Source organism: Caballeronia sp. GAWG2-1, from assembly GCF_023631405.1.
Lineage (GTDB): Bacteria > Pseudomonadota > Gammaproteobacteria > Burkholderiales > Burkholderiaceae > Caballeronia.
In genome coordinates this window covers 24,706-44,782 of record NZ_JALQDD010000019.1, presented here as the reverse complement: position 1 = coordinate 44,782, position 20,077 = coordinate 24,706, and the positions used below count along the sequence as shown (strand labels likewise).

Below are 20,077 nucleotides of genomic sequence, written 5' to 3'. Positions count from 1 at the left end.
TCAATTCAAGGAGACTTTCTCGATGAGACGCATGCCCTCGTTCCGCTCGATCGCAGCAGCTGCCGTGCTCGCGTTCGCCGGCAGCACCGAAGCGCAGGCCGCGACGGAAATCCAGTTCTGGCACGCCATGGAAGCCGCGCTCGGCGAGCGCGTCAACGACATAGCCAACGACTTCAACGCGTCGCAGAGCGATTACAAGATCGTCCCCGTGTTCAAGGGTACGTATGATCAGACGCTCGCGGCGGGCATCGCGGCGTTTCGCAGCGGTAACGCGCCCGCTATCCTGCAAGTCTACGAAGTCGGCACGGCAACGATGATGCAGGGCAAGAAAGCCGTCGTTCCGGTCTACGACGTCTTCAAGCAGGCAGGCGTGCCGCTCGACGAGAAGGCCTTCGTGCCGACCATCTCCGGTTACTACAGCGACGCGAAGACCGGCCATCTCATCTCGATGCCGTTCAACAGCTCCACGCCGGTTCTGTACTACAACAAGGACGCCTTCAAGAAGGCGGGACTCGACCCGAACCAGCCGCCGAAGACCTGGGCCGATGTCGAAACCGACGCAAAGAAGATCAAGGCCGCCGGTTACTCGTGCGGTTATTCGTCGGGCTGGCAAAGCTGGATTCAGCTCGAAAACTACAGCGCGTGGCATGCGGCGCCGTTCGCGACGAAGAACAACGGCTTCGACGGGCTCGACGCCAAGCTCGACTTCAACAAGCCGCTGCAAGTCGCGCATATCGCCTTCCTGCAGAAGATGGCGAAAGAAGGCAACTTCACCTACGTGGGCCGCAAGGACGAGCCGGTCTCGAAGTTCTATAGCGGCGATTGCGGCATCATCACGAACTCGTCGGGCTCGCGCGCGACCATCAACAAGTTCGCGAAGTTCGAATACGGCGTCGGCATGATGCCTTACGACGCGAACGTGAAGGGCGCGCCGCAGAACGCGATCATCGGCGGCGCGAGTCTCTGGGTGCTGTCGGGCAAGGACCCGGCCGTGTACAAGGGCGTCGCGAAGTTTCTCGCTTATCTGACTTCGCCGCCGGTCGCGGCGAAGTGGCATCAGGACACGGGCTATCTGCCGGTCACGCAAGCGGCCTACGAACTCACGCAGAAGCAGGGTTTCTACGACAAGAATCCCGGCGCGGATATCGCCATCAAGCAGATGCTGAACAAGCCGCCGCTCGCCTTCACCAAGGGTTTGCGTCTTGGCAACATGCCGCAGATTCGCACCGTCGTCGATGAAGAACTGGAGCAGGTCTGGGCGGAGAAGAAGACGCCGCAACAGGCGCTCGATTCTTCGGTTTCGCGCGGTGACGAACTGCTGCGCCGCTTCGAAAAGAGCGGTGGTTAAGCGCCCATGACGCAGCGCGCCCGCGTGTTTCTCGCGGGCGCCGTTTCAGGATACATCGATGGAAAAACGGTCTCGTTTCGATACGAGCGTCCTGCCGTATCTGCTCGTTGCGCCTCAGCTCGCGATCACCGCGCTGTTCTTTCTGTGGCCGGCGGGCGAAGCGCTCTGGCAATCCACGCAAAGTCAGGACGCGTTCGGCACGTCGAGCGAATTCGTCGGCCTCGCGAACTTCAAGCAGCTCTTCGCGGACCCGCTTTATCTGTCTTCGTTCAATACGACGATGATCTTCTGCGCGCTCGTTACCGTGTCGGGACTCGTGATCTCGCTGCTGCTCGCCGCGTGCGCCGACCGCGTGACGCGCGGCGCGAAAGCGTATCAGACGTTGCTCATCTGGCCATATGCCGTCGCGCCCGCGATTGCGGCGGTGTTGTGGTCGTTTCTGTTCAACCCGAGCATCGGGCTCGTGACGTATGCGCTCGCGAAGCAGGGCATCGTGTGGAACCACGCGCTGAACGGCACGCAGGCCATGTTTCTCGTCGTGCTCGCGTCGGTGTGGAAGCAGGTCAGCTACAACTTCCTGTTCTTCTATGCGGGACTTCAGGCAATTCCGCAGTCGCTGATCGAAGCCGCGGCCATCGACGGAGCCGGTCCCGTGCGACGCTTCTTCGGCATTGCGTTGCCGCTGCTTTCGCCGACGAGTTTCTTCCTGCTCGTCGTGAATCTGGTCTATGCATTCTTCGACACCTTCCCCGTGATCGACGCCGCCACCGGCGGCGGCCCGGCGCAGTCGACCAAGACGCTCATCTACAAGATTTTCGCGGAAGGCTTTCAGGGTCTCGACATCGGTAGTTCGGGCGCGCAATCGGTCGTGCTGATGGTGATCGTCGTTGCGTTGACCATCGTGCAGTTCCGCTTCGTCGAACGCAGGGTGCAATATTCATGATCGAGAACCGACGCGGCTTCGATATCTTCTGTCACGCGGTGCTGCTCATAGGCGTCGCGCTGATCGTGTTTCCGGTGTATGTCGCGTTCTGCGCGGCCACGATGAATTCGAAGGAAGTCTTCACCGTGCCGCTCTCGCTCGTGCCGAGCACGCATCTCTTCGAAAACGTGGCGAACATCTGGACGCACGGCAGCGGCAACGCGGCGGCGCCTTTCGGACGCATGCTGATCAACAGCCTCGTGATGGCGCTCGTGATTTCCATCGGCAAGATCGCGGTGTCGATCATCTCGGCGTATGCGATCGTGTTCTTCCGCTTTCCGTTCAAGAACTTAGCGTTCTGGTTGATCTTCGTCACGCTCATGCTGCCGGTGGAGGTGCGTATCTTCCCGACGGTGCAGGTCGTGTCGTCGATGCATCTGTCGAACACGTACGCCGGGCTGACGCTGCCGCTCATTGCATCGGCGACCGCTACCTTTCTGTTCCGCCAGTTCTTCATGACGCTGCCGGACGAACTGATGGAAGCGGCGCGCATCGACGGCGCGGGGCCGCTGCGTTTCTTCTGGGATGTCGTGCTGCCGCTGTCGAAGACGAACATCGCGGCGCTCTTCGTCATCACGTTCATCTACGGCTGGAATCAGTATCTGTGGCCGATTCTCATCACCAACGAGCAGTCGCTGCAAACCGCGGTGGTGGGCATCAAGAGCATGATCGCATCGGGCGATACCGCGACCGAGTGGCATCTCGTCATGACCGCGACCTTGCTCGCCATGTTGCCGCCGCTCGCGGTCGTCCTGACGATGCAGCGCTGGTTCGTGCGCGGCCTCGTCGATTCGGAAAAATAACCCAATTACCTTGGCATGACGCCCGAGAACAGAAAGCGTCCGCTCGGGCTCAAACGGGAGACTTCAAACATGATTCTCGAAATCGCGCAGTTGCCGGTCATGGCCGGCGAGGAAAGCGCATTCGAAGCCGCTTTCGACGAAGCGCAAAAGATCATCGCGGCGCAGCCGGGCTATCGTTCGCATGAGCTCGTGCGCGGGGCGGACGCCGGCAACGGCTCGCAATACGTGTTGCTGGTGCGTTGGGATTCGGTCGCGGCGCATGATCCGGGCTTTCGGCAATCGGCGGGTTACCAGCAATGGCGCGCGCTGCTGCATCGCTTCTATGAGCCGGGCATCGCGGTCGCGCATTTCGCGACGGTGTGCGGCGCGCTGCGGGACTGATCGATGGCTGCGTTGAATCTCAAGGCGGTCAGGAAAAGCTACGACGGCAAGAACTTCGTGCTGCACGGCATCGACGTGGCAATCGCGGATGGCGAGTTCGTCGTCATGGTCGGTCCTTCGGGCTGCGGAAAATCGACGTTGCTGCGCATGGTCGCGGGGCTCGAAAGCGTGTCCGAGGGCGAGATCCAGATCGGCGGCAAGGTCGTCAACAAGCTGGAGCCAAAGGATCGCGACATCGCGATGGTGTTCCAGAACTACGCGCTCTATCCGCATATGAGCGTCGCGCAGAACATGGCTTACGCGCTCAAGATCGGCGGCGCGGATCGCGCGACTATCGAGAGCCGCGTGGCGAATGCGGCGCGCATTCTCGAACTCGAACCGCTGCTCGCGCGCAAGCCGCGCGAACTGTCGGGCGGGCAGCGCCAGCGCGTTGCCATGGGCCGCGCGATCGTGCGCGAACCGGCCGTGTTCCTCTTCGACGAACCGCTCTCGAATCTCGACGCCAAACTGCGCGTGCAAATGCGCCTCGAGATTCAACGCCTTCACGCGCGACTCGCAACCACGAGCCTTTACGTTACGCACGACCAGATCGAAGCGATGACGCTCGCGCAACGCGTCATCGTCATGAACAAGGGACACGCCGAGCAGATCGGCGCGCCGACCGAAGTCTACGAGCGGCCGGCGACGGTGTTCGTCGCGAGCTTCATCGGCTCGCCCGCGATGAATCTGCTCGAAGGGCGCCTGTCGGAAAACGGCTCGACGTTCGAGGTGGCGGACGGCGGACCGAAGCTGCCGGTTGCGGGCGCTGCCGGTTTGAACGGCACGATGCACGGCCGCGAGTGGATCATCGGCCTTCGTCCCGAGCATATGACACCAGGCATCGTCGGCGCGGCGAGCGCGACGCTCGATGTCGATTCCACCGAGCTGCTCGGCGCCGACAATCTCGCGCACGGCAGGTGGGGCAAGCACGACGTGGCGGCGCGTTTGCCGCATACGCACCGGCCGCAGCGTGGCGAAAAGCTGGCGGTGTCCGTGCCGCCGCAACAACTGCATTTCTTCGATCCGGCGAGCGGTCGGCGCGTCAACTGAAGGGAGTATCCGCGATGAGAACCTGGCCTTATCCCGCAATCGTCGCGCATCGCGGCGGCGGCAAGCTCGCGCCCGAGAACACGCTCGAAGGCATCGACGAAGGCGCGCGGCGCGGTCTGCGCATGATCGAATTCGATGCAAAGCTCTCGGCCGACAATGTGGTTTTTCTGCTGCACGATGATGACGTCGATCGCACGTCGAACGGTCATGGACCCGCACGCTCGATGACTTACGCGCAAATCCGTGCACTCGATGCGGGCTCGTGGTTCGGCAAGCCATTCGCGGGCGCGCATATGCCGACGCTCGCTGAAGTACACGCGCGTTGCACGGAACTCGACATGGCGGCAAACGTGGAAATCAAGCCGTGTCCCGGACGCGAAGTCGAGACGGGTGAGCTTGTCGCGCGTGAGACGGCGCGCTTGTGGGCAAGTGCGGAACCGGCGCCGTTGTTGTCGTCGTTTTCTTACGAGGCGCTGGAGGCCGCGCGCGATGCGGCACCAGAGCTTCCTCGCGGCATGCTGTACGAGGAAGTTCCGGTCGACTGGCGCGAGCAAACGTCGGCACTCGCATGCGTGTCGCTGCATGCGAGTTACCGGCATTTGAGCGAAGCACTCGTTCGCGAAATCAAGGACGCGGGGTTGCGCGTACTTGCCTACACACCGAATGAACCTGAGCGCGTGAAGTTGCTCGCCCAATGGGGAGTCGATGCGATCTGCACGGATCGCATCGATATCATTGGTGCGGATTTTCTCGCGGGAAGTTGAACGACGCGCGCGGCGCCATTGATACTGGCGCCGCTCGTTCCGTCAGCGAGCGCGGGCCAGCAAAACGCCCGCGACGAGCGCCAAGCCGCCGACAAGTGCAATCGTCTGCCAGGGCTTTTCGTGCAGATACGCGTCGGCGTCGTCTATAGCAGCGCCGGCGCGTTGTCTGAGCGCGGCGTGCGTGTCGTTCAGACGGGAACGTGCGCCGTCCAGTTGCGAACTGATTTGCTTGCGCAAGATGGCGGCATCGGCCGATGCGCCGTTCGACAGCGTTTCTTCGAGATCGGAAAGCAGCGCGCGCAACTCGCCGCTGATGTCCTCGGCGGCATCACGGCCATGACGCGCCATACGGCGCGCACGGCGGTTGGTGCTGCTCCAGGAATCTCCGATGGCGTCTCGCGTGTTAGGCAATGCGTTCATAGATCGCTCCGTCGATGGATGAATCGTGGATGGATGACCACACCGCTCGCGAAGAGCGGGAAATCGATGATGCAGCAAATTCGATGCCCATGGGCGCGCACGGTCGTGTCACCACCAAGACTGTCGGTGAACGGCGTTGCGACAGCGTAATAAATGCGCAAGCTCCGCAAATGCGCGGGTCACATTTACAAGAGCCGGTAAAATCAAACGCCGCCACGCTTCATGCATGGCGGCGCTTTTATTTGCATGCCCGCAAATAAAATTTCGGGAACGCCGTGGTTAATCCAGTGTTCTTAGAAACGATAGCCGACACGCAAATAAGTCACGATGGGATTCAACGTGATCTTCGCTTTCGACTGCACGTTCAACGTGCCAACCGGCGTCTGCGCTTGCGAGTTCAAAGTCGCCGTTGCCTTCAACGGAATGAACGACACGGAAAAACCCGCGAACCAATGCTCCGTGAAGTTATAGACGGCGCCCACGTTGAACACCGGCGCCCACGAACTATCCGTGTCGACGGAGGTCGGACCATGCAGGACGTTGCCTTCGAACGATGAGTTCGTGATCTTGGCGTCGGTGAACCAGGTGCGCGTTACGCCAATGCCGACGAACGGACGAAACTTCGCTTGAGGAGCATTAAAGAAGTATTTGAAAAGCAGCGTTGGGCTCCATTGTTTCGCGCTGCCGAGCTTGCCGTATTGCGAGAACGAGCCTGTGCCTTCGAGGTCGAAGGAGGGCGGAATGCCCATTTCGAATTCCGCCGCAATGTGGTCGGTGGCAAAGTAACCAAGCGTGAAGCCTGCCGTATCCGCGCTTGAAATGCCGGCGCCCGTGCCCTGTACGTCGATATTGACGGGAGATCCGCCTACACTTGTCTCTTTGAGCGGGCCGCTGCTGTCTTGCGGGGCGAAGTGAAACCAGCCAGCGGTTGCGTAGAAGGAACCCGCCGACTGTGCGTGCGCCGCGCTGGCTACACACGCAAATGCCGCTGCTCCCACCATGACTTGTTTTATTTTCAATTTGTGCTCCTCCAGAAAAGCACGCTCATTATGAGCATAAGATTTCAAAGTAACCATAGCGTCGCCGTAGAGCATTTTCCCTAAGACGTGTGCGGCGTTGGAATCGTGTTGCATGGCATTTGCATGTGTTTCGTCCACGCTGCCTCAACATCTCCACAAGGTCCCCGATTGGGGTAACACAAACGCGACCAATGGAATATCCAGAATGGCACGGCTTGCACGACTCTATGTTCCCGATCAGCCGCAGCATGTCATCCTGCGCGGTCTCGACCAGCAACCTGCCTTCGTCGACGACCAGGACTACGAGCTTTTTATCGACTGCTTGAGAACTGCATCACGTGATCATCATCTTTCCATTCATGCATATGCGTTGATGCCGCAGGCGGTGCATCTGCTTGTCACGCCGCGCGACGAATCGAGCCTTCCCAAGGCGATGCAGGCAGTCGGGCGTCGTTACGTGGCGCATTTCAATCGCCGTTACACGCGGCGCGGGACGTTGTGGGAAGGGCGATATCGCGCAACGGTCATCGAGGGTGAACGTTATTTCCTGCTTGCCACGCGCGTGGTTGAAACCGCGCCGGTTCGCGCGGGTCTGGTTGCCGCGCCGCAGGACTACAAGTGGTCGAGTTTTCGGCACCATATAGGGCTGACGCTCGACGGACTGATCACCGATCATCCGCTTTTCTGGTCGCTCGGCAACACGCCGTTCGAACGCCAGCATGCATACAAGGAGTTGTGCGATCAGCCGCTCGACGAGCGTGAGGCTAATCGTCTCCTGCAAGCCACACTGAAAGGCTGGGTGCTCGGCAGCGATGCGTACCGCGATTGGGCATCTCGTGCGGCGAACCGGCGCGTGTCGCCATTGCCGCGCGGACGGCCGCGTAAAGTGCGCGAGACGCCTCAATCTCAATAACCACGGGCATCGCGGAAAACGACGCTTCAAAAGGACGGCGGCACGAAGATTCGGGCGCGCCGTTTATTTTTGCCCAATATCGATATGGAACCAATATTTTGGGGCATGCGTGCACCATATCGATAATTAGTGACGCATCATCATATTTTATTTGCCATCTCTTTGATTGGTCGCGTATATTTCGATTTCCGGCGGTTTTTGCGGCGCAGCGCGCCCGTTGCACGACCGGCTTCGCGGCTTCCAAGTCGAAATAAACGTCGCGGGCGACATAAAAAATGGTTCAACGGCCGAGTCGGCCCCTCACAGTAGAGACGGTGTCCCCATGAACGATCATCAGCAACCGGCAGTCGGTTCGCCTCCCGCCGCGCAGGGCATGTATGACCCTACCAACGAACATGACGCCTGCGGCGTCGGTTTCGTCGCCCATATCAAGGGGAAAAAGAGCCACGAGATCATTCAACAGGGTCTCAAGATCCTCGAGAATCTCGATCACCGTGGCGCCGTCGGCGCCGATCCGCTCATGGGCGACGGCGCGGGCATTCTGATTCAGGTTCCGGACGGCTTCTATCGCGAAGAGATGGCCAAGCAAGGCGTGACTTTGCCGCCTGCCGGCGAATACGGCGTCGGCATGATCTTCCTGCCGAAGGAACATGCTTCGCGGCTCGCGTGCGAACAGGAACTGGAACGCACGGTGAAGGCGGAAGGCCAGGTCGTGCTCGGTTGGCGCGACGTCCCGGTCGACGGCAACATGCCTATTTCTCCGACCGTGAAGGCGAGTGAGCCGCTCATCCGCATGATCTTCATCGGGCGCGGCAAGGACATCGTCGTGACGGATGCGCTCGAGCGGAAGCTCTACATCATCCGCAAGACGGCGAGCCACCGCATTCAGGCGCTCAAGCTCAAGCACGGCAAGGAATACTTCGTGCCGTCCATGTCGTCGCGCACGGTCGTCTACAAGGGCCTGCTGCTGGCCGGTCAGGTCGGCGTGTATTACCGCGACCTGCAGGACGAGCGCGTGGTCTCGGCGCTCGCGCTCGTGCACCAGCGCTTCTCGACCAACACGTTCCCGGCGTGGGAACTGGCTCACCCGTATCGCATGATTGCGCACAACGGTGAAATCAACACCGTGAAGGGCAACGTCAACTGGCTGAACGCGCGCACCGGCGCGATCGCCTCCTACGTGCTCGGCGACGATCTGCCCAAGCTCTGGCCGCTGATTTATCCCGGCCAGTCGGACACGGCTTCGTTCGACAACTGCCTCGAACTTCTCGTGATGGCGGGCTATCCGCTCGTCCACGCCATGATGATGATGATTCCCGAGGCATGGGAACAGCACACGCTCATGGACGACAACCGCCGCGCGTTCTACGAGTATCACGCAGCGATGATGGAGCCGTGGGACGGTCCCGCCGCCATCGCGTTCACGGACGGCCGCCAGATCGGCGCCACGCTCGACCGTAACGGCCTGCGTCCGGCGCGCTATCTCATCACCGACGACGACCTCGTGATCCTCGCGTCGGAATCGGGCGTGCTGCCTATCCCGGAATCGAAGATCGTCAAGAAGTGGCGTCTGCAGCCGGGCAAGATGTTCCTGATCGACATGGAACAAGGCCGCATCATCGAGGACAAGGAGCTCAAGGACAACCTCGCGAACGCGAAGCCGTACAAGAGCTGGATCGACGCCGTGCGTATCAAGCTCGACGAAATCGAGCCGAAGGCGGAAGACGTCGAAACGCAGCGTCGCGAAGCCGCCGCGCTGCTCGACCGTCAGCAGGCGTTCGGCTATACGCAGGAAGACCTCAAGTTTCTGATGGCGCCCATGGCGCAGTCGGGCGAAGAGGCCGTGGGCTCTATGGGCAACGACTCGCCGCTCGCGGTCATGTCCGGCAAGAACAAGACGCTCTATCACTACTTCAAGCAGTTGTTCGCGCAAGTGACCAACCCGCCGATCGATCCGATCCGCGAGAACATGGTGATGTCGCTGGTCTCGTTCGTCGGTCCTAAGCCGAATCTGCTCGACACGACCAACATCAACCCGACGATGCGTCTCGAAGTGTCGCAGCCCGTGCTCGACTTCAAAGACATCGCAAAGATTCGCGCCATCGACAAATACACCGGCGGCAAGTTCAGCTCGTACGAACTGAACATCTGCTATCCGGTGGCTTGGGGCAAGGAAGGCGTGGAAGCATGCATTGCGTCGTTGTGCGCCGAAGCCGTCGATGCCGTGAAGTCCGGTTACAACATGCTGATCGTGTCCGACCGCAAGATGGACCGCGACAATGTCGCGATTCCGGCGCTGCTCGCCACGTCAGCCATCCACTCGCATCTCGTGCAGCATGGTCTGCGCACGAGCACGGGTCTCGTCGTCGAAACCGGGTCGGCGCGCGAGACGCATCACTTCGCGCTGCTCGCGGCGTACGGCGCGGAAGCCGTTCACCCGTACCTCGCGCTGGAAACGCTCGCCAACATGGCGGAAGGCTTCAAGGGCGATCTGTCGGCCGAGAAGGTCATCTACAACTTCACGAAGGCGGTCGGCAAGGGCTTGTACAAGGTCATGTCGAAGATGGGCATTTCCACTTACATGTCCTACACCGGCGCACAGATTTTCGAAGCGGTCGGCTTGTCCTCCGAGCTCGTGGAGAAGTATTTCCGTGGCACGGCGTCCAAGGTCGGCGGCATCGGCATCTTCGACGTGGCGGAAGAAGCCATTCGCCTGCATCGCGATGCCTTCGGCGACAACCCGGTTCTCGCGAACATGCTCGATGCGGGCGGCGAATACGCTTATCGCGTGCGCGGCGAAGAGCATATGTGGACGCCGGATGCCATCGCCAAGCTGCAACACTCGGCGCGCAGCAACTCGTATCAGACGTACAAGGAATACGCGCATCTGATCAACGACCAGACGAAGCGTCACATGACGTTCCGTGGTCTCTTCGAGTTCAAGCTCGACCCGTCGAAGGCCATTCCGCTAGACGAAGTGGAGCCGGCGAAGGACATCGTGAAGCGTTTTGCGACCGGCGCGATGTCGCTCGGCTCCATCAGCACGGAAGCGCACGCCACGCTCGCGGTCGCCATGAACCGTATCGGCGGCAAGTCGAACACGGGCGAAGGCGGCGAGGACGAGAAGCGCTACCGGAACGAACTGCGCGGCATTCCGATCAAGACCGGCGACACGCTCAAGTCCCTGATCGGCGATGAAATCGTCACCGACGTCGCGTTGAAAGACGGCGATTCGCTGCGCTCGAAGATCAAGCAGGTTGCATCGGGCCGCTTCGGCGTGACGGCGGAATATCTGTCGTCGGCGGATCAGATTCAGATCAAGATGGCGCAAGGCGCGAAGCCGGGCGAAGGCGGTCAACTGCCGGGCCACAAGGTTTCCGACTATATCGGCAAGCTGCGTTACTCGGTGCCGGGCGTCGGTCTCATTTCACCGCCGCCGCACCACGATATCTATTCGATCGAAGACTTGGCGCAGCTCATTCACGATCTCAAGAACGTGAATTCCGCGGCGAGCATTTCGGTGAAACTGGTGTCCGAAGTGGGCGTCGGCACCATCGCTGCGGGTGTGGCGAAGGCAAAGGCGGATCACGTCGTGATCGCGGGTCATGATGGCGGCACGGGTGCATCGCCCTTGTCGTCGCTGAAGCACGCGGGCACGCCGTGGGAACTCGGTCTTGCCGAAACGCAGCAGACGTTGGTGCTGAACCGTCTGCGCGGCCGTATTCGCGTGCAGGCCGACGGCCAGATGAAAACCGGCCGCGATGTCGTGATCGGCGCGCTGCTCGGCGCGGATGAATTCGGCTTCGCGACGGCGCCGCTCGTCGTCGAAGGCTGCATCATGATGCGCAAGTGCCATCTGAACACGTGCCCGGTCGGCGTCGCGACGCAAGATCCGGTGCTGCGCGCGAAGTTCACTGGCCAGCCGGAACACGTCGTCAACTTCTTCTTCTTCATTGCGGAAGAAGTGCGCGAGATCATGGCGCAACTGGGTATTCGCAAGTTCGAGGATCTGATCGGCCACGCCGAATTGCTCGACACGAAGAAGGGCGTCGAGCACTGGAAGGCGAAGGGTCTCGACTTTTCGCGCGTGTTCTATCAAGTGCCGGTGGGCGCGGAAGTCGCGCGCAAGCACGTCGACGTGCAGGACCACGGTCTGGACAAGGCGCTCGATCACGTGTTGATCGAGAAGTCGAAGGCGGCGATCGAGAAGGGCGAGCACGTTTCGTTCATCCAGCCGGTGCGCAACGTGAACCGCACGGTCGGCGCCATGCTGTCCGGGTTGATCGCGAAGAAGTACGGCCACGACGGTTTGCCCGACGACTCCATCCATATCCAGTTGAAGGGCACGGCGGGCCAGAGCTTCGGCGCGTTCCTCGCCAAGGGCGTGACACTCGACCTCGTCGGCGACGGTAACGACTATGTCGGCAAGGGCATGTCGGGCGGGCGCATCATCATTCGCCCGACCAACGACTTCCGTGGCAAGTCCGAGGAGAACATCATCTGCGGCAACACGGTGATGTACGGCGCGATCGAAGGCGAGTCGTACTTCCGTGGCGTGGCGGGCGAGCGCTTCTGCGTGCGTAACTCGGGCGCGACGGCAGTCGTCGAAGGCACGGGCGATCACGGCTGCGAATACATGACGGGTGGCACGGTGGTCGTGCTCGGCGAGACGGGCCGTAACTTCGCGGCGGGCATGTCGGGCGGCGTCGCGTTCGTGTTCGATCCGGACGGCACGTTCGGCGCCAAGTGCAACAAGACCATGGTGGCGCTCGATCCGGTGCTGCAACAGGCCGAACAGGAGCGCACGGTGGATCGCGCGCTGTGGCATGCCGGCAAGACCGACGAAGCGCTGCTCAAGGGTTTGATCGAGCGTCACTTCCAATTCACCGGATCGCCGCGTGCCAAGGCGCTGCTCGAGAACTGGGATGCGTCGCGCCGTCAGTTCGTGAAGGTGTTCCCGACCGACTACAAGCGCGCGCTCGGCGAGATCGGCGCGAAGAAGGCAAAGGACGCACTCGCGGCCTGAGCGGTCTCACTATAGAAGAGCTCTCCGGTACGCCGGAGAGCGAGTTCCTCACTAAATACAGAGAAAGAAGAGAACCACATGGGCAAGGCAACCGGTTTTCTCGAGTTCGAACGCCGCCACGAGGCGTACGAAGCACCGCTGACCCGCGTCAAGCATTACAAGGAATTCGTCGCCGCGCTGACCGATGAAGACGCCAAGGTTCAGGGCGCACGCTGCATGGACTGCGGCATTCCGTTTTGCAACAACGGTTGTCCGGTGAACAACATCATTCCGGACTTCAACGATCTCGTGTTCCGTCAGGACTGGAAGAGCGCGATCGAAGTGCTGCATTCGACCAACAACTTCCCCGAGTTCACGGGACGCATTTGTCCGGCGCCGTGCGAGTCGGCTTGCACGCTCGGTATCAATGACGATCCGGTGGGCATCAAGTCGATCGAGCACGCGATCATCGACAAGGCGTGGACCGAAGGCTGGGTCGCGCCGCAGCCGCCCAAACACAAGACCGGCAAGAAGGTTGCGGTGGTCGGCTCCGGTCCCGCCGGGCTCGCGGTCGCGCAGCAACTGGGACGCGCCGGTCACGACGTGGTCGTGTTCGAAAAGAACGATCGCATTGGTGGTTTGCTGCGTTATGGCATTCCCGACTTCAAGCTGGAGAAGTGGCTGATCGACCGCCGCATGCGCCAGATGGAAGCGGAAGGCGTGTCGTTCCGCACCAACGTGTTCATCGGCAAGGACGCGCTGCCGGGGCACATCGGCAATACGGCCAAGGAAACCATCACGCCGGACGAACTGAAAGAACAGTTCGATGCGGTCGTGGTGGCGGGCGGTTCGGAAACGCCGCGCGATCTGCCGGTGCCGGGGCGCGAACTGGAAGGCATCTATTACGCGATGGAATTCCTGCCGCAGCAGAACAAGGTTAACGCAGGCGACAAGCTCGCGGAGCAACTGGTCGCGAAGGGCAAGCATGTCGTCGTGATCGGCGGTGGCGACACGGGTTCGGATTGCGTCGGCACCTCGAACCGGCATGGCGCGAAGGGCGTGGTGCAGTTCGAACTGCTCGCGCAGCCGCCCGAGGAAGAGAACAAGCCGCTCGTGTGGCCCTACTGGCCGATCAAGCTGCGTACGTCGTCGTCGCATGAAGAGGGTTGCGAGCGTGACTGGTCGGTTGCGACGAAGCGTTTCGAAGGCAAGAACGGCAAGGTCGAGAAGCTGATCGCGGTGCGCGTCGAGTGGAAGAACGGCAAGATGCAGGAAGTGCCGAACAGCGAGTTCGAGCTGAAGGCCGACCTCGTGCTGCTCGCCATGGGCTTCACGCAGCCAGCTTCGCCGGTGCTGGATGCGTTTGGCGTCGACAAGGACGCGCGCGGTAACGTGCGCGCCTCGACCGAAGGTGACAAAGCGTATTACACGTCGGTGGACAAGGTGTTCACCGCAGGCGATATGCGGCGCGGTCAGTCGCTCGTGGTGTGGGCGATTCGCGAAGGGCGTCAGTGCGCGCGGTCGGTGGATGCGTATTTGATGGGCAGTAGCGAATTGCCGCGATAAGAGAGCGGGGATGATGGGACGAAAGGGCGGACCTTTGGGGTTCGCCCTTTTTTGTTGGCGGGGTTATGCCACCAAAAAAAACCGCACCCACAATTGCTCGCGGATGCGGTTCTTCCTTCAGCAAGAGACGGAATCAAGCCTCCGCCATCGTCCTCTCTATCTCGATCCGATAATCATGGAACAGCGCCACCGACTCCCGGTGCGCAACGCTCAAAATCGCCGCCTTCGGCAAACGTTCGACGAGCGTGTTGTAGATATGCAGTTCGTTATCCGCATCGAGGGCGCTGGTGGCTTCGTCGAGGAACAGGAAGTCGGGCTTGTGCAGCAGCACGCGCGCGGCGGCAAGACGCTGTTGCTCGCCCGGCGACAAGCTGCGCGCCCAGTGCGCATTTTCTTCCAGGCGGTCGCCATACTCGGCCAGATTGCACAGACGCAGCGCCTCGCGCGATTCCTCGTCGGTGAAGGTGCCACCCGGCGACGGATAGCTCAACGCCGCGCGCAGCGTGCCGATCGGCAGATAGCTCACTTGCGGGATAAACAGCATCTTCGCGTCGACGGGTGCGTCGATACTACCGTCGCCAAACGGCCAAAGGCCCGCCAGAGCCCGCATCAGCGTGCTCTTGCCCGCGCCCGACGGCCCGACTATGAGCCAGCGCGATCCCGGTTCTATCGTCACATCGCCCACGCGCGAAAGCGGCGTGCCATTCGGCAACGCGAGCGCAAGCCCCTTGGTAGTCAGCGCTTTCGTGCTCGTGTAATGCAGGTTGATACCGCCATGCGCCGTTGCCGGCGACGTTTCCTCGCGGATATGCGTCGAGCGCATCACACGCTTGAATTCGCGCAGACGATTCACCGTGGCGCGCCATTCGACCAAGGTCGAGTAACTGTTGATGAACCAGGAGAACGAATCGCTGACCGTGCCGAACGCCGATGAAATCTGCATCAAGACGCCGAACGAGAACGCGCCCGCGAAATAGCGCGGCGCGGCAACCATGATCGGGAAGATGATGGCGATCTGTCCGTAGAAACTGAGCACGAAGGTCATGCGCTTCGTGTACTTCATGATCATCCACCAGTTGTCGCGAATGCGCTGGAAAATGGTCTTCGCGTTGGCCGTCTCGGTGGCGATGCCATCGTAAAACGCGATCTGCTCGGCATTCTCGCGCACGCGGATCAGCCCGAAGCGGAAATCGGCCTCGACCTTCTGTTGCTGGTAGTTGATCGACACCAGCGGATGTCCGACCTTCTGGATGATGACCGAGCCGATGATCGCGTAAAGCGCCGCCGCCCAGACCATGTAGCCGGGAATGACGAGCGGCGTGCCGAATGCCGTGATGGTCAGCGCGCCCGCGAGCGTCCACAAAATGGTGATGAACGTGACGAGCGTGACGAGCGTGGAAAGCAGATCGAGCGACAGAGACAGCGTGGTGGTCGCGAAGGATTGCAGGTCGTCGCTGATCCGCTGGTCGGGGTTATCGGCGAGACGGTCGCGTTCTATGCGGTAAAAAGCGCGGTCGCCGAACCACTGTTCGAGATACTTGTTGGTCAGCCACTGGCGCCAGCGGAAGCCGAGCATCTGCCGCAGATACCGCCCATAAACCGCGAGCAGAATGTACGCGAAGGCGAGGCCGGTGAAGACCAGCAGCAGGTGCGGAAAGTCGTGGACGTTCTTGTTCTGCAGCGCGTTGTAGAACGCCGCGCTCCAGCTGTTGAGCCGCACGTTGATCCATACGACCGTCATGTTGATCGCGATGATGGCAACGAGCAGACCCCACGCGAAGCCGCGCTCCTCCGAGACCCAGTAGGGCTTGATGAGGCTCCACGCAGAGACCGTGTCGGCTTGTTGCTGCGTGTTTTCCGGTTGAGAATTGGCCATGACCTTCCTGATGATATGCCGGTCCGAGTTACGAATGGACGCACCGCGCCGCGATACTCGCACGCGCAGCCTCTTTCCTGTCCCGCAGATTGTTCAGAGGTTCCCTTAACTGCCGCTTAATTCCGTGCTCATTCGCACAACCATGCGGAGAACCATGCTCGCGGCATTGTGCCAGAGTGCCGACCGAGGCGACCAAAGGCGGGGAATCCCGGTTTGCAGCGGCTTTGGCTTTCATGGTCTAATGATCTTCGACGAAACAGGGGTGCTTCGCGCGCGATGTCATCGAATTATCGGTGTGCTGGCGCGGCGAGGCTGAGAGAGACCCTTTGCACCCGATCCGGGTAATACCGGCGAGGGAAGTTTCCGGAGAACGCGCGGCCGTCGCGCCTTTCCTCCAGGTTCTTCCATCATCTTTCTTTTCCGCCTGGCGCGCGTTGTTTGCGTTGCCGCTGCCGGGCCGGTCTCTCCTCTGCAAGTTTTGTCTTCGCGTTCGTGCGTTTGCTGCACGGCGTTATCAGTCGTGGATAAGACCGGAGCGGCGCCCAGCCTCGTTTCGATCGACAGGAGACATCGGAAAAGTGAACACGATCGATCAGCCCGCCGCGCGCCGGCCAGACTTCGCCGTCATCGGCGGAGGACTCGTCGGGCGGCTCGTGGCGTGGCAACTCGCGGGCGCGGGCCACGGCGTCGCGCTATACGAGCGCGGCGACGCGGCGGGCACGCAGTCGGCTGCGTGGGTGGCCGCCGCGATGCTCGCGCCGCTCGCCGAGGCGACGAGTGCGGAGCCGCTCGTCGTCGAACTCGGCGCGGCGTCGCTGGAACGCTGGCCGGGTCTCATCGCCGAGTTGCCCGAGCCGGTTTACTTTCAGCGCAACGGCACGCTCGTCGTCTGGCACGGCGCGGATCGCGCGGAAGCGCCGCTATTCGAACGCAGGTTGCGCGCCAACGCGCCTGCAAGCTTGCTCGATGGCGGCTTCGTCAAGCTCGCGGGCGCGGAAGTCGCGCAAGCGGAACCCGCGCTCGGCACGCGTTTCGCGCAAGGCTGGCTGCTGCCGCACGAAGGTCAACTCGACAATCGTCAGGCGCTTCGAGCGCTCGCGGCCGGACTTGGGGCGCGCGGCGTGCGCACGCACTGGAATTCTCCGGTCGATGCCCTGCCCGACGCGCGCTGGATCATCGATTGCCGTGGGCTGGGCGGCAAAACGGCGTGGCCCGCGTTGCGTGGTATTCGCGGGGAAGTGGCGCGCGTGCATGCGCCGGGCATCGGGTTGTCGCGGCCGGTGCGGCTGCTGCATCCGCGTTATCCGCTGTATATCGCGCCGAAAGAGGACGATCTTTACGTGATCGGCGCGACCGAAGTCGAAGGCGAGGACATGTCGCCCGTGAGCGTGCGCTCGGCGCTGGAACTGATGAGTGCGGCGTTCGCGGTGCATCCGGGTTTCGGCGAGGCGCGCATCCTCGAACTCAATTCTCAGTGCCGGCCGACGCTGCCGGATCATCGGCCGGCCATCGTCTGGGACGGGGCGCGGACCGTGCGCGTGAACGGCCTGTATCGGCACGGCTTCCTGATCGCGCCGGAAGTCGCCGATGCCGCCTGCGCACTCGCCCAAGCCATCGCGGGCGGAACCGTCGCGGACGCCGCATCGTTCGCGGATTATCGCGGCGGCGCGCGCTGGTCCGAACTTCTGCATAGCGAACCGCCCATCGCGGCCGCGCTCTAGTCATCGAAAGTCAAAGCCATGAACATCCACATCAATCAGCGCGAATTCAGTCTGACCGATGCCGCCACCGTCACCGACGCGCTCGCCGCATTCGGCGCAAAACCGCCGTTCGCGGTCGCGCTCAACGGACAGTTCGTCGCGCGCGGCGAGCACGGCACGAAGACGCTTCGAGCCGGCGACAAGCTCGACGTCGTGTCGCCCGTCGCGGGCGGCTGAATCTATCGAATCCGAAGGATCGAATCATGACCTCACACACCGCCGCCCATAGCCTCACGCTCTACGGCCAGACGTTCCCGAGCCGTGTGCTGCTCGGCACATCGCGTTATCCGTCGCTGCAATCGCTTTCGGATTCCATCGATGCCGCGCGGCCCGGCATGGTGACCGTCGCGCTGCGCCGTCAGTCCGAGACTGGCGAGGCCGGTTTTTTCGATGTCCTCAAGCGTCACGGCGTCGCGCTGCTGCCAAACACGGCGGGCTGCCATAGCGTCGATGAAGTGCTGACCACCGCCTACATGGCGCGCGAGGTTTTCGACACGCCGTGGATCAAGCTGGAACTGATCGGCGACGACTACACGTTGCAGCCCGACCCGATCGGCCTCGTCGAAGCGGCGGGCAAGCTCGTGCGCGACGGCTTCAAGGTGCTGCCTTATTGCACCGAGGATCTCGTGATCGGCCGCCGTCTGCTCGATGCCGGCTGCGAGGCGTTGATGCCCTGGGGCGCGCCCATCGGCACCGGCAAGGGCGTGACCAATCCCTACGGTCTGCGCACGTTGCGCGAGCGGCTGCCAGACGTGCCGCTGATCGTCGATGCAGGCCTCGGCGTGCCCTCGCATGCGTGCCAGGTGATGGAATGGGGTTTCGACGGCGTGCTCTTGAACACCGCCGTGTCGCAGGCGACCTTTCCGTCGCAGATGGCGCGCGCGTTCGCGCTGGGTGTCCAAGCCGGGCGCACGGCGTTTCTCGCCGGTCCGATGGCCGAGCGCGACAGCGCGCAGGCCAGCACGCCGGTCGTTGGCATGCCGTTCTGGCATCAGGACGGAGGTGCTGCATGAGCTTGCTCGGACACGAAGTTTTCTGGCCGCCGGCGGACGAGTTGACCGAAGTCGCCGAACGTATCCGCGCGCGGCTCGGCGAGTGGCCCGCGCCGCCAACGCGCTGGCGCATCTGCCTGACCGTGCCGGATACGCCAAGTGCGCAGGATCTGCTCGTCGTCAACGAGCCATACGCCGCGGGCAATGCGACGGTGCTGGAAGCGTACGAACGTCGCGTGATATTGCTGCATGCAGGCGCGCGCCATGTTCTCGAAGGCGAGCGTTCCGACGACTGGCTGGCCGCGCTGGCGGCGTTCCTCGACTGCAATTTCGAACCGCACGATGCGCTCGTCCTGGCAATGGCATGGCGCGCCGGCGACGAACAGAAAGAAGACGCGTGGCCAAGCGACTTCGACACGTTCCCGCGCGTCGGCGATCTTCCACCCGCGCCGGAACCTGCTTTTCCCGCTTGCCCGGACAAGCTCGGTCTTTACCCCGTCTTGCCGAGCGCGAATTGGGTCGAACGCGTGCTGGACCTCGGAGTGCGCACGGCGCAGTTGCGCCGCAAGACCACCGACGCAGCGGACCTTCACGGCGAAATCGAGCGTTCGGTCGTGGCGGGGCAGCGGCATCAGGCGCAGCTTTTCATCAACGATCATTGGCGCGAAGCGATCGCCGCACGCGCTTACGGCGTGCATCTCGGTCAGGAAGATGTCGAAACCGCCGATCTGCAGGCAATCGCGCAAGCCGGGTTGCGCCTCGGACTTTCGACGCACGGCTATTACGAGATGCTTCGCGCGCTGCACTTCCGGCCGAGCTATCTCGCGCTCGGCGCGGTGTTTCCCACCACGACGAAAGTCATGCCCACCAAACCGCAAGGCCTGGCGCGGCTTACACGCTACGTAAAGCTTCTGAAAGGACGTGTGCCGCTCGTCGCGATCGGCGGTATCGACGGCAAGGTATTGCCCGAGGTGCTGGCGACCAGCGTAGGAAGCGCTGCTGTCGTGCGTGCCGTGACAGAAGCGGCGGACACCGAAGCCGCCGTCGAGTCGCTACAACAAAGCTTTGCAAATCAAGGGTAAATGTTCTGAAAATCATATCGGGTAGAGCGTAGGTAAAGCACCGATTGCGCGCAGGCCCTATAATTCGGCCTCTTGCG

17 protein-coding genes and 1 riboswitch are annotated in these 20,077 nt (G+C 61.9%); of the genes, 14 read left to right on the top strand and 3 right to left on the bottom strand.

The features are described 5' to 3' along the window. Positions 1 to 22: 22 nt before the first annotated feature. The 6 genes from ugpB to ugpQ all read left to right on the top strand — a co-directional run bounded on the left by ugpB (position 23) and on the right by ugpQ (position 5,367). Entirely contained in the window at positions 23 to 1,348 is a 1,326-nt protein-coding gene (gene ugpB, locus NCR98_RS12310; protein WP_250526321.1) for a sn-glycerol-3-phosphate ABC transporter substrate-binding protein UgpB, read from the top strand. A 58-nt stretch (positions 1,349 to 1,406) separates the two neighbouring features. Beyond that, the gene (ugpA, locus tag NCR98_RS12305; protein ID WP_244826404.1) at positions 1,407 to 2,291 is read left to right on the top strand and encodes a sn-glycerol-3-phosphate ABC transporter permease UgpA; all 885 of its coding nucleotides are present in this window, start codon (positions 1,407 to 1,409) and stop codon (positions 2,289 to 2,291) included. After that, on the top strand, positions 2,288 to 3,133 hold the full coding sequence (ugpE, locus tag NCR98_RS12300) for a sn-glycerol-3-phosphate ABC transporter permease UgpE (RefSeq protein WP_250526320.1): 846 nt from the start codon (positions 2,288 to 2,290) through the stop codon (positions 3,131 to 3,133). The genes ugpA and ugpE overlap by 4 nt, the downstream gene beginning before the upstream one ends. Positions 3,134 to 3,202: 69 nt before the next feature. Then, entirely contained in the window at positions 3,203 to 3,514 is a 312-nt protein-coding gene (locus tag NCR98_RS12295; RefSeq protein WP_244826402.1) for an antibiotic biosynthesis monooxygenase family protein, read from the top strand. Between the two features lie 3 nt (positions 3,515 to 3,517). After that, positions 3,518 to 4,603 carry a sn-glycerol-3-phosphate import ATP-binding protein UgpC gene (locus NCR98_RS12290; protein ID WP_250526319.1) on the top strand — a complete coding sequence of 362 codons (1,086 nt, stop codon included), beginning with the start codon at positions 3,518 to 3,520 and terminating at the stop codon, positions 4,601 to 4,603. 14 nt (positions 4,604 to 4,617) lie between these two features. Beyond that, positions 4,618 to 5,367, top strand: a complete 750-nt coding sequence (gene ugpQ / locus NCR98_RS12285) for a glycerophosphodiester phosphodiesterase (RefSeq protein WP_250509570.1) — start codon at positions 4,618 to 4,620, stop codon at positions 5,365 to 5,367. A gap of 42 nt (positions 5,368 to 5,409) precedes the next feature. Here ugpQ and NCR98_RS12280 read toward each other — a convergent pair whose 3' ends face one another. Continuing rightward, positions 5,410 to 5,787 carry an ElaB/YgaM/YqjD family protein gene (locus NCR98_RS12280; RefSeq protein ID WP_250509569.1) on the bottom strand — a complete coding sequence of 126 codons (378 nt, stop codon included), beginning with the start codon at positions 5,785 to 5,787 and terminating at the stop codon, positions 5,410 to 5,412. Positions 5,788 to 5,816: 29 nt separating this feature from the next. Between NCR98_RS12280 and NCR98_RS12275 the strand changes: the two genes are divergently transcribed. Next, the gene (locus NCR98_RS12275) at positions 5,817 to 6,047 is read left to right on the top strand and encodes a hypothetical protein (RefSeq protein ID WP_250526318.1); all 231 of its coding nucleotides are present in this window, start codon (positions 5,817 to 5,819) and stop codon (positions 6,045 to 6,047) included. Between the two features lie 33 nt (positions 6,048 to 6,080). Here the strand turns inward: NCR98_RS12275 and NCR98_RS12270 are convergent, their stop codons facing one another. Then, a complete protein-coding gene (locus NCR98_RS12270) occupies positions 6,081 to 6,788 on the bottom strand; it encodes an OmpW/AlkL family protein (protein WP_370652139.1) in 708 nt (235 codons plus the stop codon). Between the two features lie 223 nt (positions 6,789 to 7,011). Here NCR98_RS12270 and NCR98_RS12265 point away from each other — a divergent pair, with 223 nt between their 5' ends. The 3 genes from NCR98_RS12265 to NCR98_RS12255 all read left to right on the top strand — a co-directional run bounded on the left by NCR98_RS12265 (position 7,012) and on the right by NCR98_RS12255 (position 14,290). Then, positions 7,012 to 7,719 (top strand): transposase, encoded by a 708-nt coding sequence (locus tag NCR98_RS12265; protein WP_244826396.1) that lies wholly within the window; start codon positions 7,012 to 7,014, stop codon positions 7,717 to 7,719. Positions 7,720 to 8,041: 322 nt separating this feature from the next. Next, positions 8,042 to 12,745, top strand: a complete 4,704-nt coding sequence (locus tag NCR98_RS12260) for a glutamate synthase-related protein (RefSeq protein ID WP_250526317.1) — start codon at positions 8,042 to 8,044, stop codon at positions 12,743 to 12,745. Between the two features lie 78 nt (positions 12,746 to 12,823). Next, positions 12,824 to 14,290 carry a glutamate synthase subunit beta gene (locus NCR98_RS12255; RefSeq protein ID WP_250465834.1) on the top strand — a complete coding sequence of 489 codons (1,467 nt, stop codon included), beginning with the start codon at positions 12,824 to 12,826 and terminating at the stop codon, positions 14,288 to 14,290. Positions 14,291 to 14,423: 133 nt separating this feature from the next. Here NCR98_RS12255 and NCR98_RS12250 read toward each other — a convergent pair whose 3' ends face one another. Then, entirely contained in the window at positions 14,424 to 16,166 is a 1,743-nt protein-coding gene (locus NCR98_RS12250; RefSeq protein WP_250526316.1) for an ABC transporter ATP-binding protein/permease, read from the bottom strand. 248 nt (positions 16,167 to 16,414) lie between these two features. After that, positions 16,415 to 16,542, top strand: a riboswitch (TPP riboswitch). A gap of 202 nt (positions 16,543 to 16,744) precedes the next feature. On the opposite strand from NCR98_RS12250, the gene NCR98_RS12245 reads away from it, so the two are divergent. Genes NCR98_RS12245 through thiE form a run of 4 tightly spaced genes read left to right on the top strand, consistent with a single transcriptional unit; the run spans position 16,745 to position 20,000 of the window. Beyond that, entirely contained in the window at positions 16,745 to 17,887 is a 1,143-nt protein-coding gene (locus NCR98_RS12245) for an FAD-dependent oxidoreductase (RefSeq protein WP_250526315.1), read from the top strand. A gap of 18 nt (positions 17,888 to 17,905) precedes the next feature. Continuing rightward, a complete protein-coding gene (gene thiS / locus NCR98_RS12240) occupies positions 17,906 to 18,103 on the top strand; it encodes a sulfur carrier protein ThiS (RefSeq protein WP_244826389.1) in 198 nt (65 codons plus the stop codon). A 26-nt stretch (positions 18,104 to 18,129) separates the two neighbouring features. Next, the gene (locus NCR98_RS12235; RefSeq protein WP_250526314.1) at positions 18,130 to 18,939 is read left to right on the top strand and encodes a thiazole synthase; all 810 of its coding nucleotides are present in this window, start codon (positions 18,130 to 18,132) and stop codon (positions 18,937 to 18,939) included. Then, positions 18,936 to 20,000 (top strand): thiamine phosphate synthase, encoded by a 1,065-nt coding sequence (gene thiE, locus NCR98_RS12230; protein WP_244826387.1) that lies wholly within the window; start codon positions 18,936 to 18,938, stop codon positions 19,998 to 20,000. The genes NCR98_RS12235 and thiE overlap by 4 nt, the downstream gene beginning before the upstream one ends. The last annotated feature ends 77 nt before the right edge of the window (positions 20,001 to 20,077 follow it).

Excerpts from the sequence above, each read along its gene's own strand:
- NCR98_RS12280 (WP_250509569.1), bottom strand. The coding sequence starts at position 5,787 with ATGAACGCATTGCCTAACACGCGAGACGCCATCGGAGATTCCTGGAGC.
- NCR98_RS12255 (WP_250465834.1), top strand. The coding sequence starts at position 12,824 with ATGGGCAAGGCAACCGGTTTTCTCGAGTTCGAACGCCGCCACGAGGCG.
- NCR98_RS12260 (WP_250526317.1), top strand. The coding sequence starts at position 8,042 with ATGAACGATCATCAGCAACCGGCAGTCGGTTCGCCTCCCGCCGCGCAG.
- ugpA (WP_244826404.1), top strand. The coding sequence starts at position 1,407 with ATGGAAAAACGGTCTCGTTTCGATACGAGCGTCCTGCCGTATCTGCTC.
- thiS (WP_244826389.1), top strand. The coding sequence starts at position 17,906 with ATGAACATCCACATCAATCAGCGCGAATTCAGTCTGACCGATGCCGCC.
- NCR98_RS12235 (WP_250526314.1), top strand. The coding sequence starts at position 18,130 with ATGACCTCACACACCGCCGCCCATAGCCTCACGCTCTACGGCCAGACG.
- NCR98_RS12270 (WP_370652139.1), bottom strand. The coding sequence starts at position 6,788 with ATGGTGGGAGCAGCGGCATTTGCGTGTGTAGCCAGCGCGGCGCACGCA.
- NCR98_RS12250 (WP_250526316.1), bottom strand. The coding sequence starts at position 16,166 with ATGGCCAATTCTCAACCGGAAAACACGCAGCAACAAGCCGACACGGTC.
- NCR98_RS12295 (WP_244826402.1), top strand. The coding sequence starts at position 3,203 with ATGATTCTCGAAATCGCGCAGTTGCCGGTCATGGCCGGCGAGGAAAGC.
- thiE (WP_244826387.1), top strand. The coding sequence starts at position 18,936 with ATGAGCTTGCTCGGACACGAAGTTTTCTGGCCGCCGGCGGACGAGTTG.
- ugpE (WP_250526320.1), top strand. The coding sequence starts at position 2,288 with ATGATCGAGAACCGACGCGGCTTCGATATCTTCTGTCACGCGGTGCTG.
- NCR98_RS12290 (WP_250526319.1), top strand. The coding sequence starts at position 3,518 with ATGGCTGCGTTGAATCTCAAGGCGGTCAGGAAAAGCTACGACGGCAAG.
- NCR98_RS12275 (WP_250526318.1), top strand. The coding sequence starts at position 5,817 with ATGGATGACCACACCGCTCGCGAAGAGCGGGAAATCGATGATGCAGCA.
- NCR98_RS12265 (WP_244826396.1), top strand. The coding sequence starts at position 7,012 with ATGGCACGGCTTGCACGACTCTATGTTCCCGATCAGCCGCAGCATGTC.
- ugpQ (WP_250509570.1), top strand. The coding sequence starts at position 4,618 with ATGAGAACCTGGCCTTATCCCGCAATCGTCGCGCATCGCGGCGGCGGC.
- ugpB (WP_250526321.1), top strand. The coding sequence starts at position 23 with ATGAGACGCATGCCCTCGTTCCGCTCGATCGCAGCAGCTGCCGTGCTC.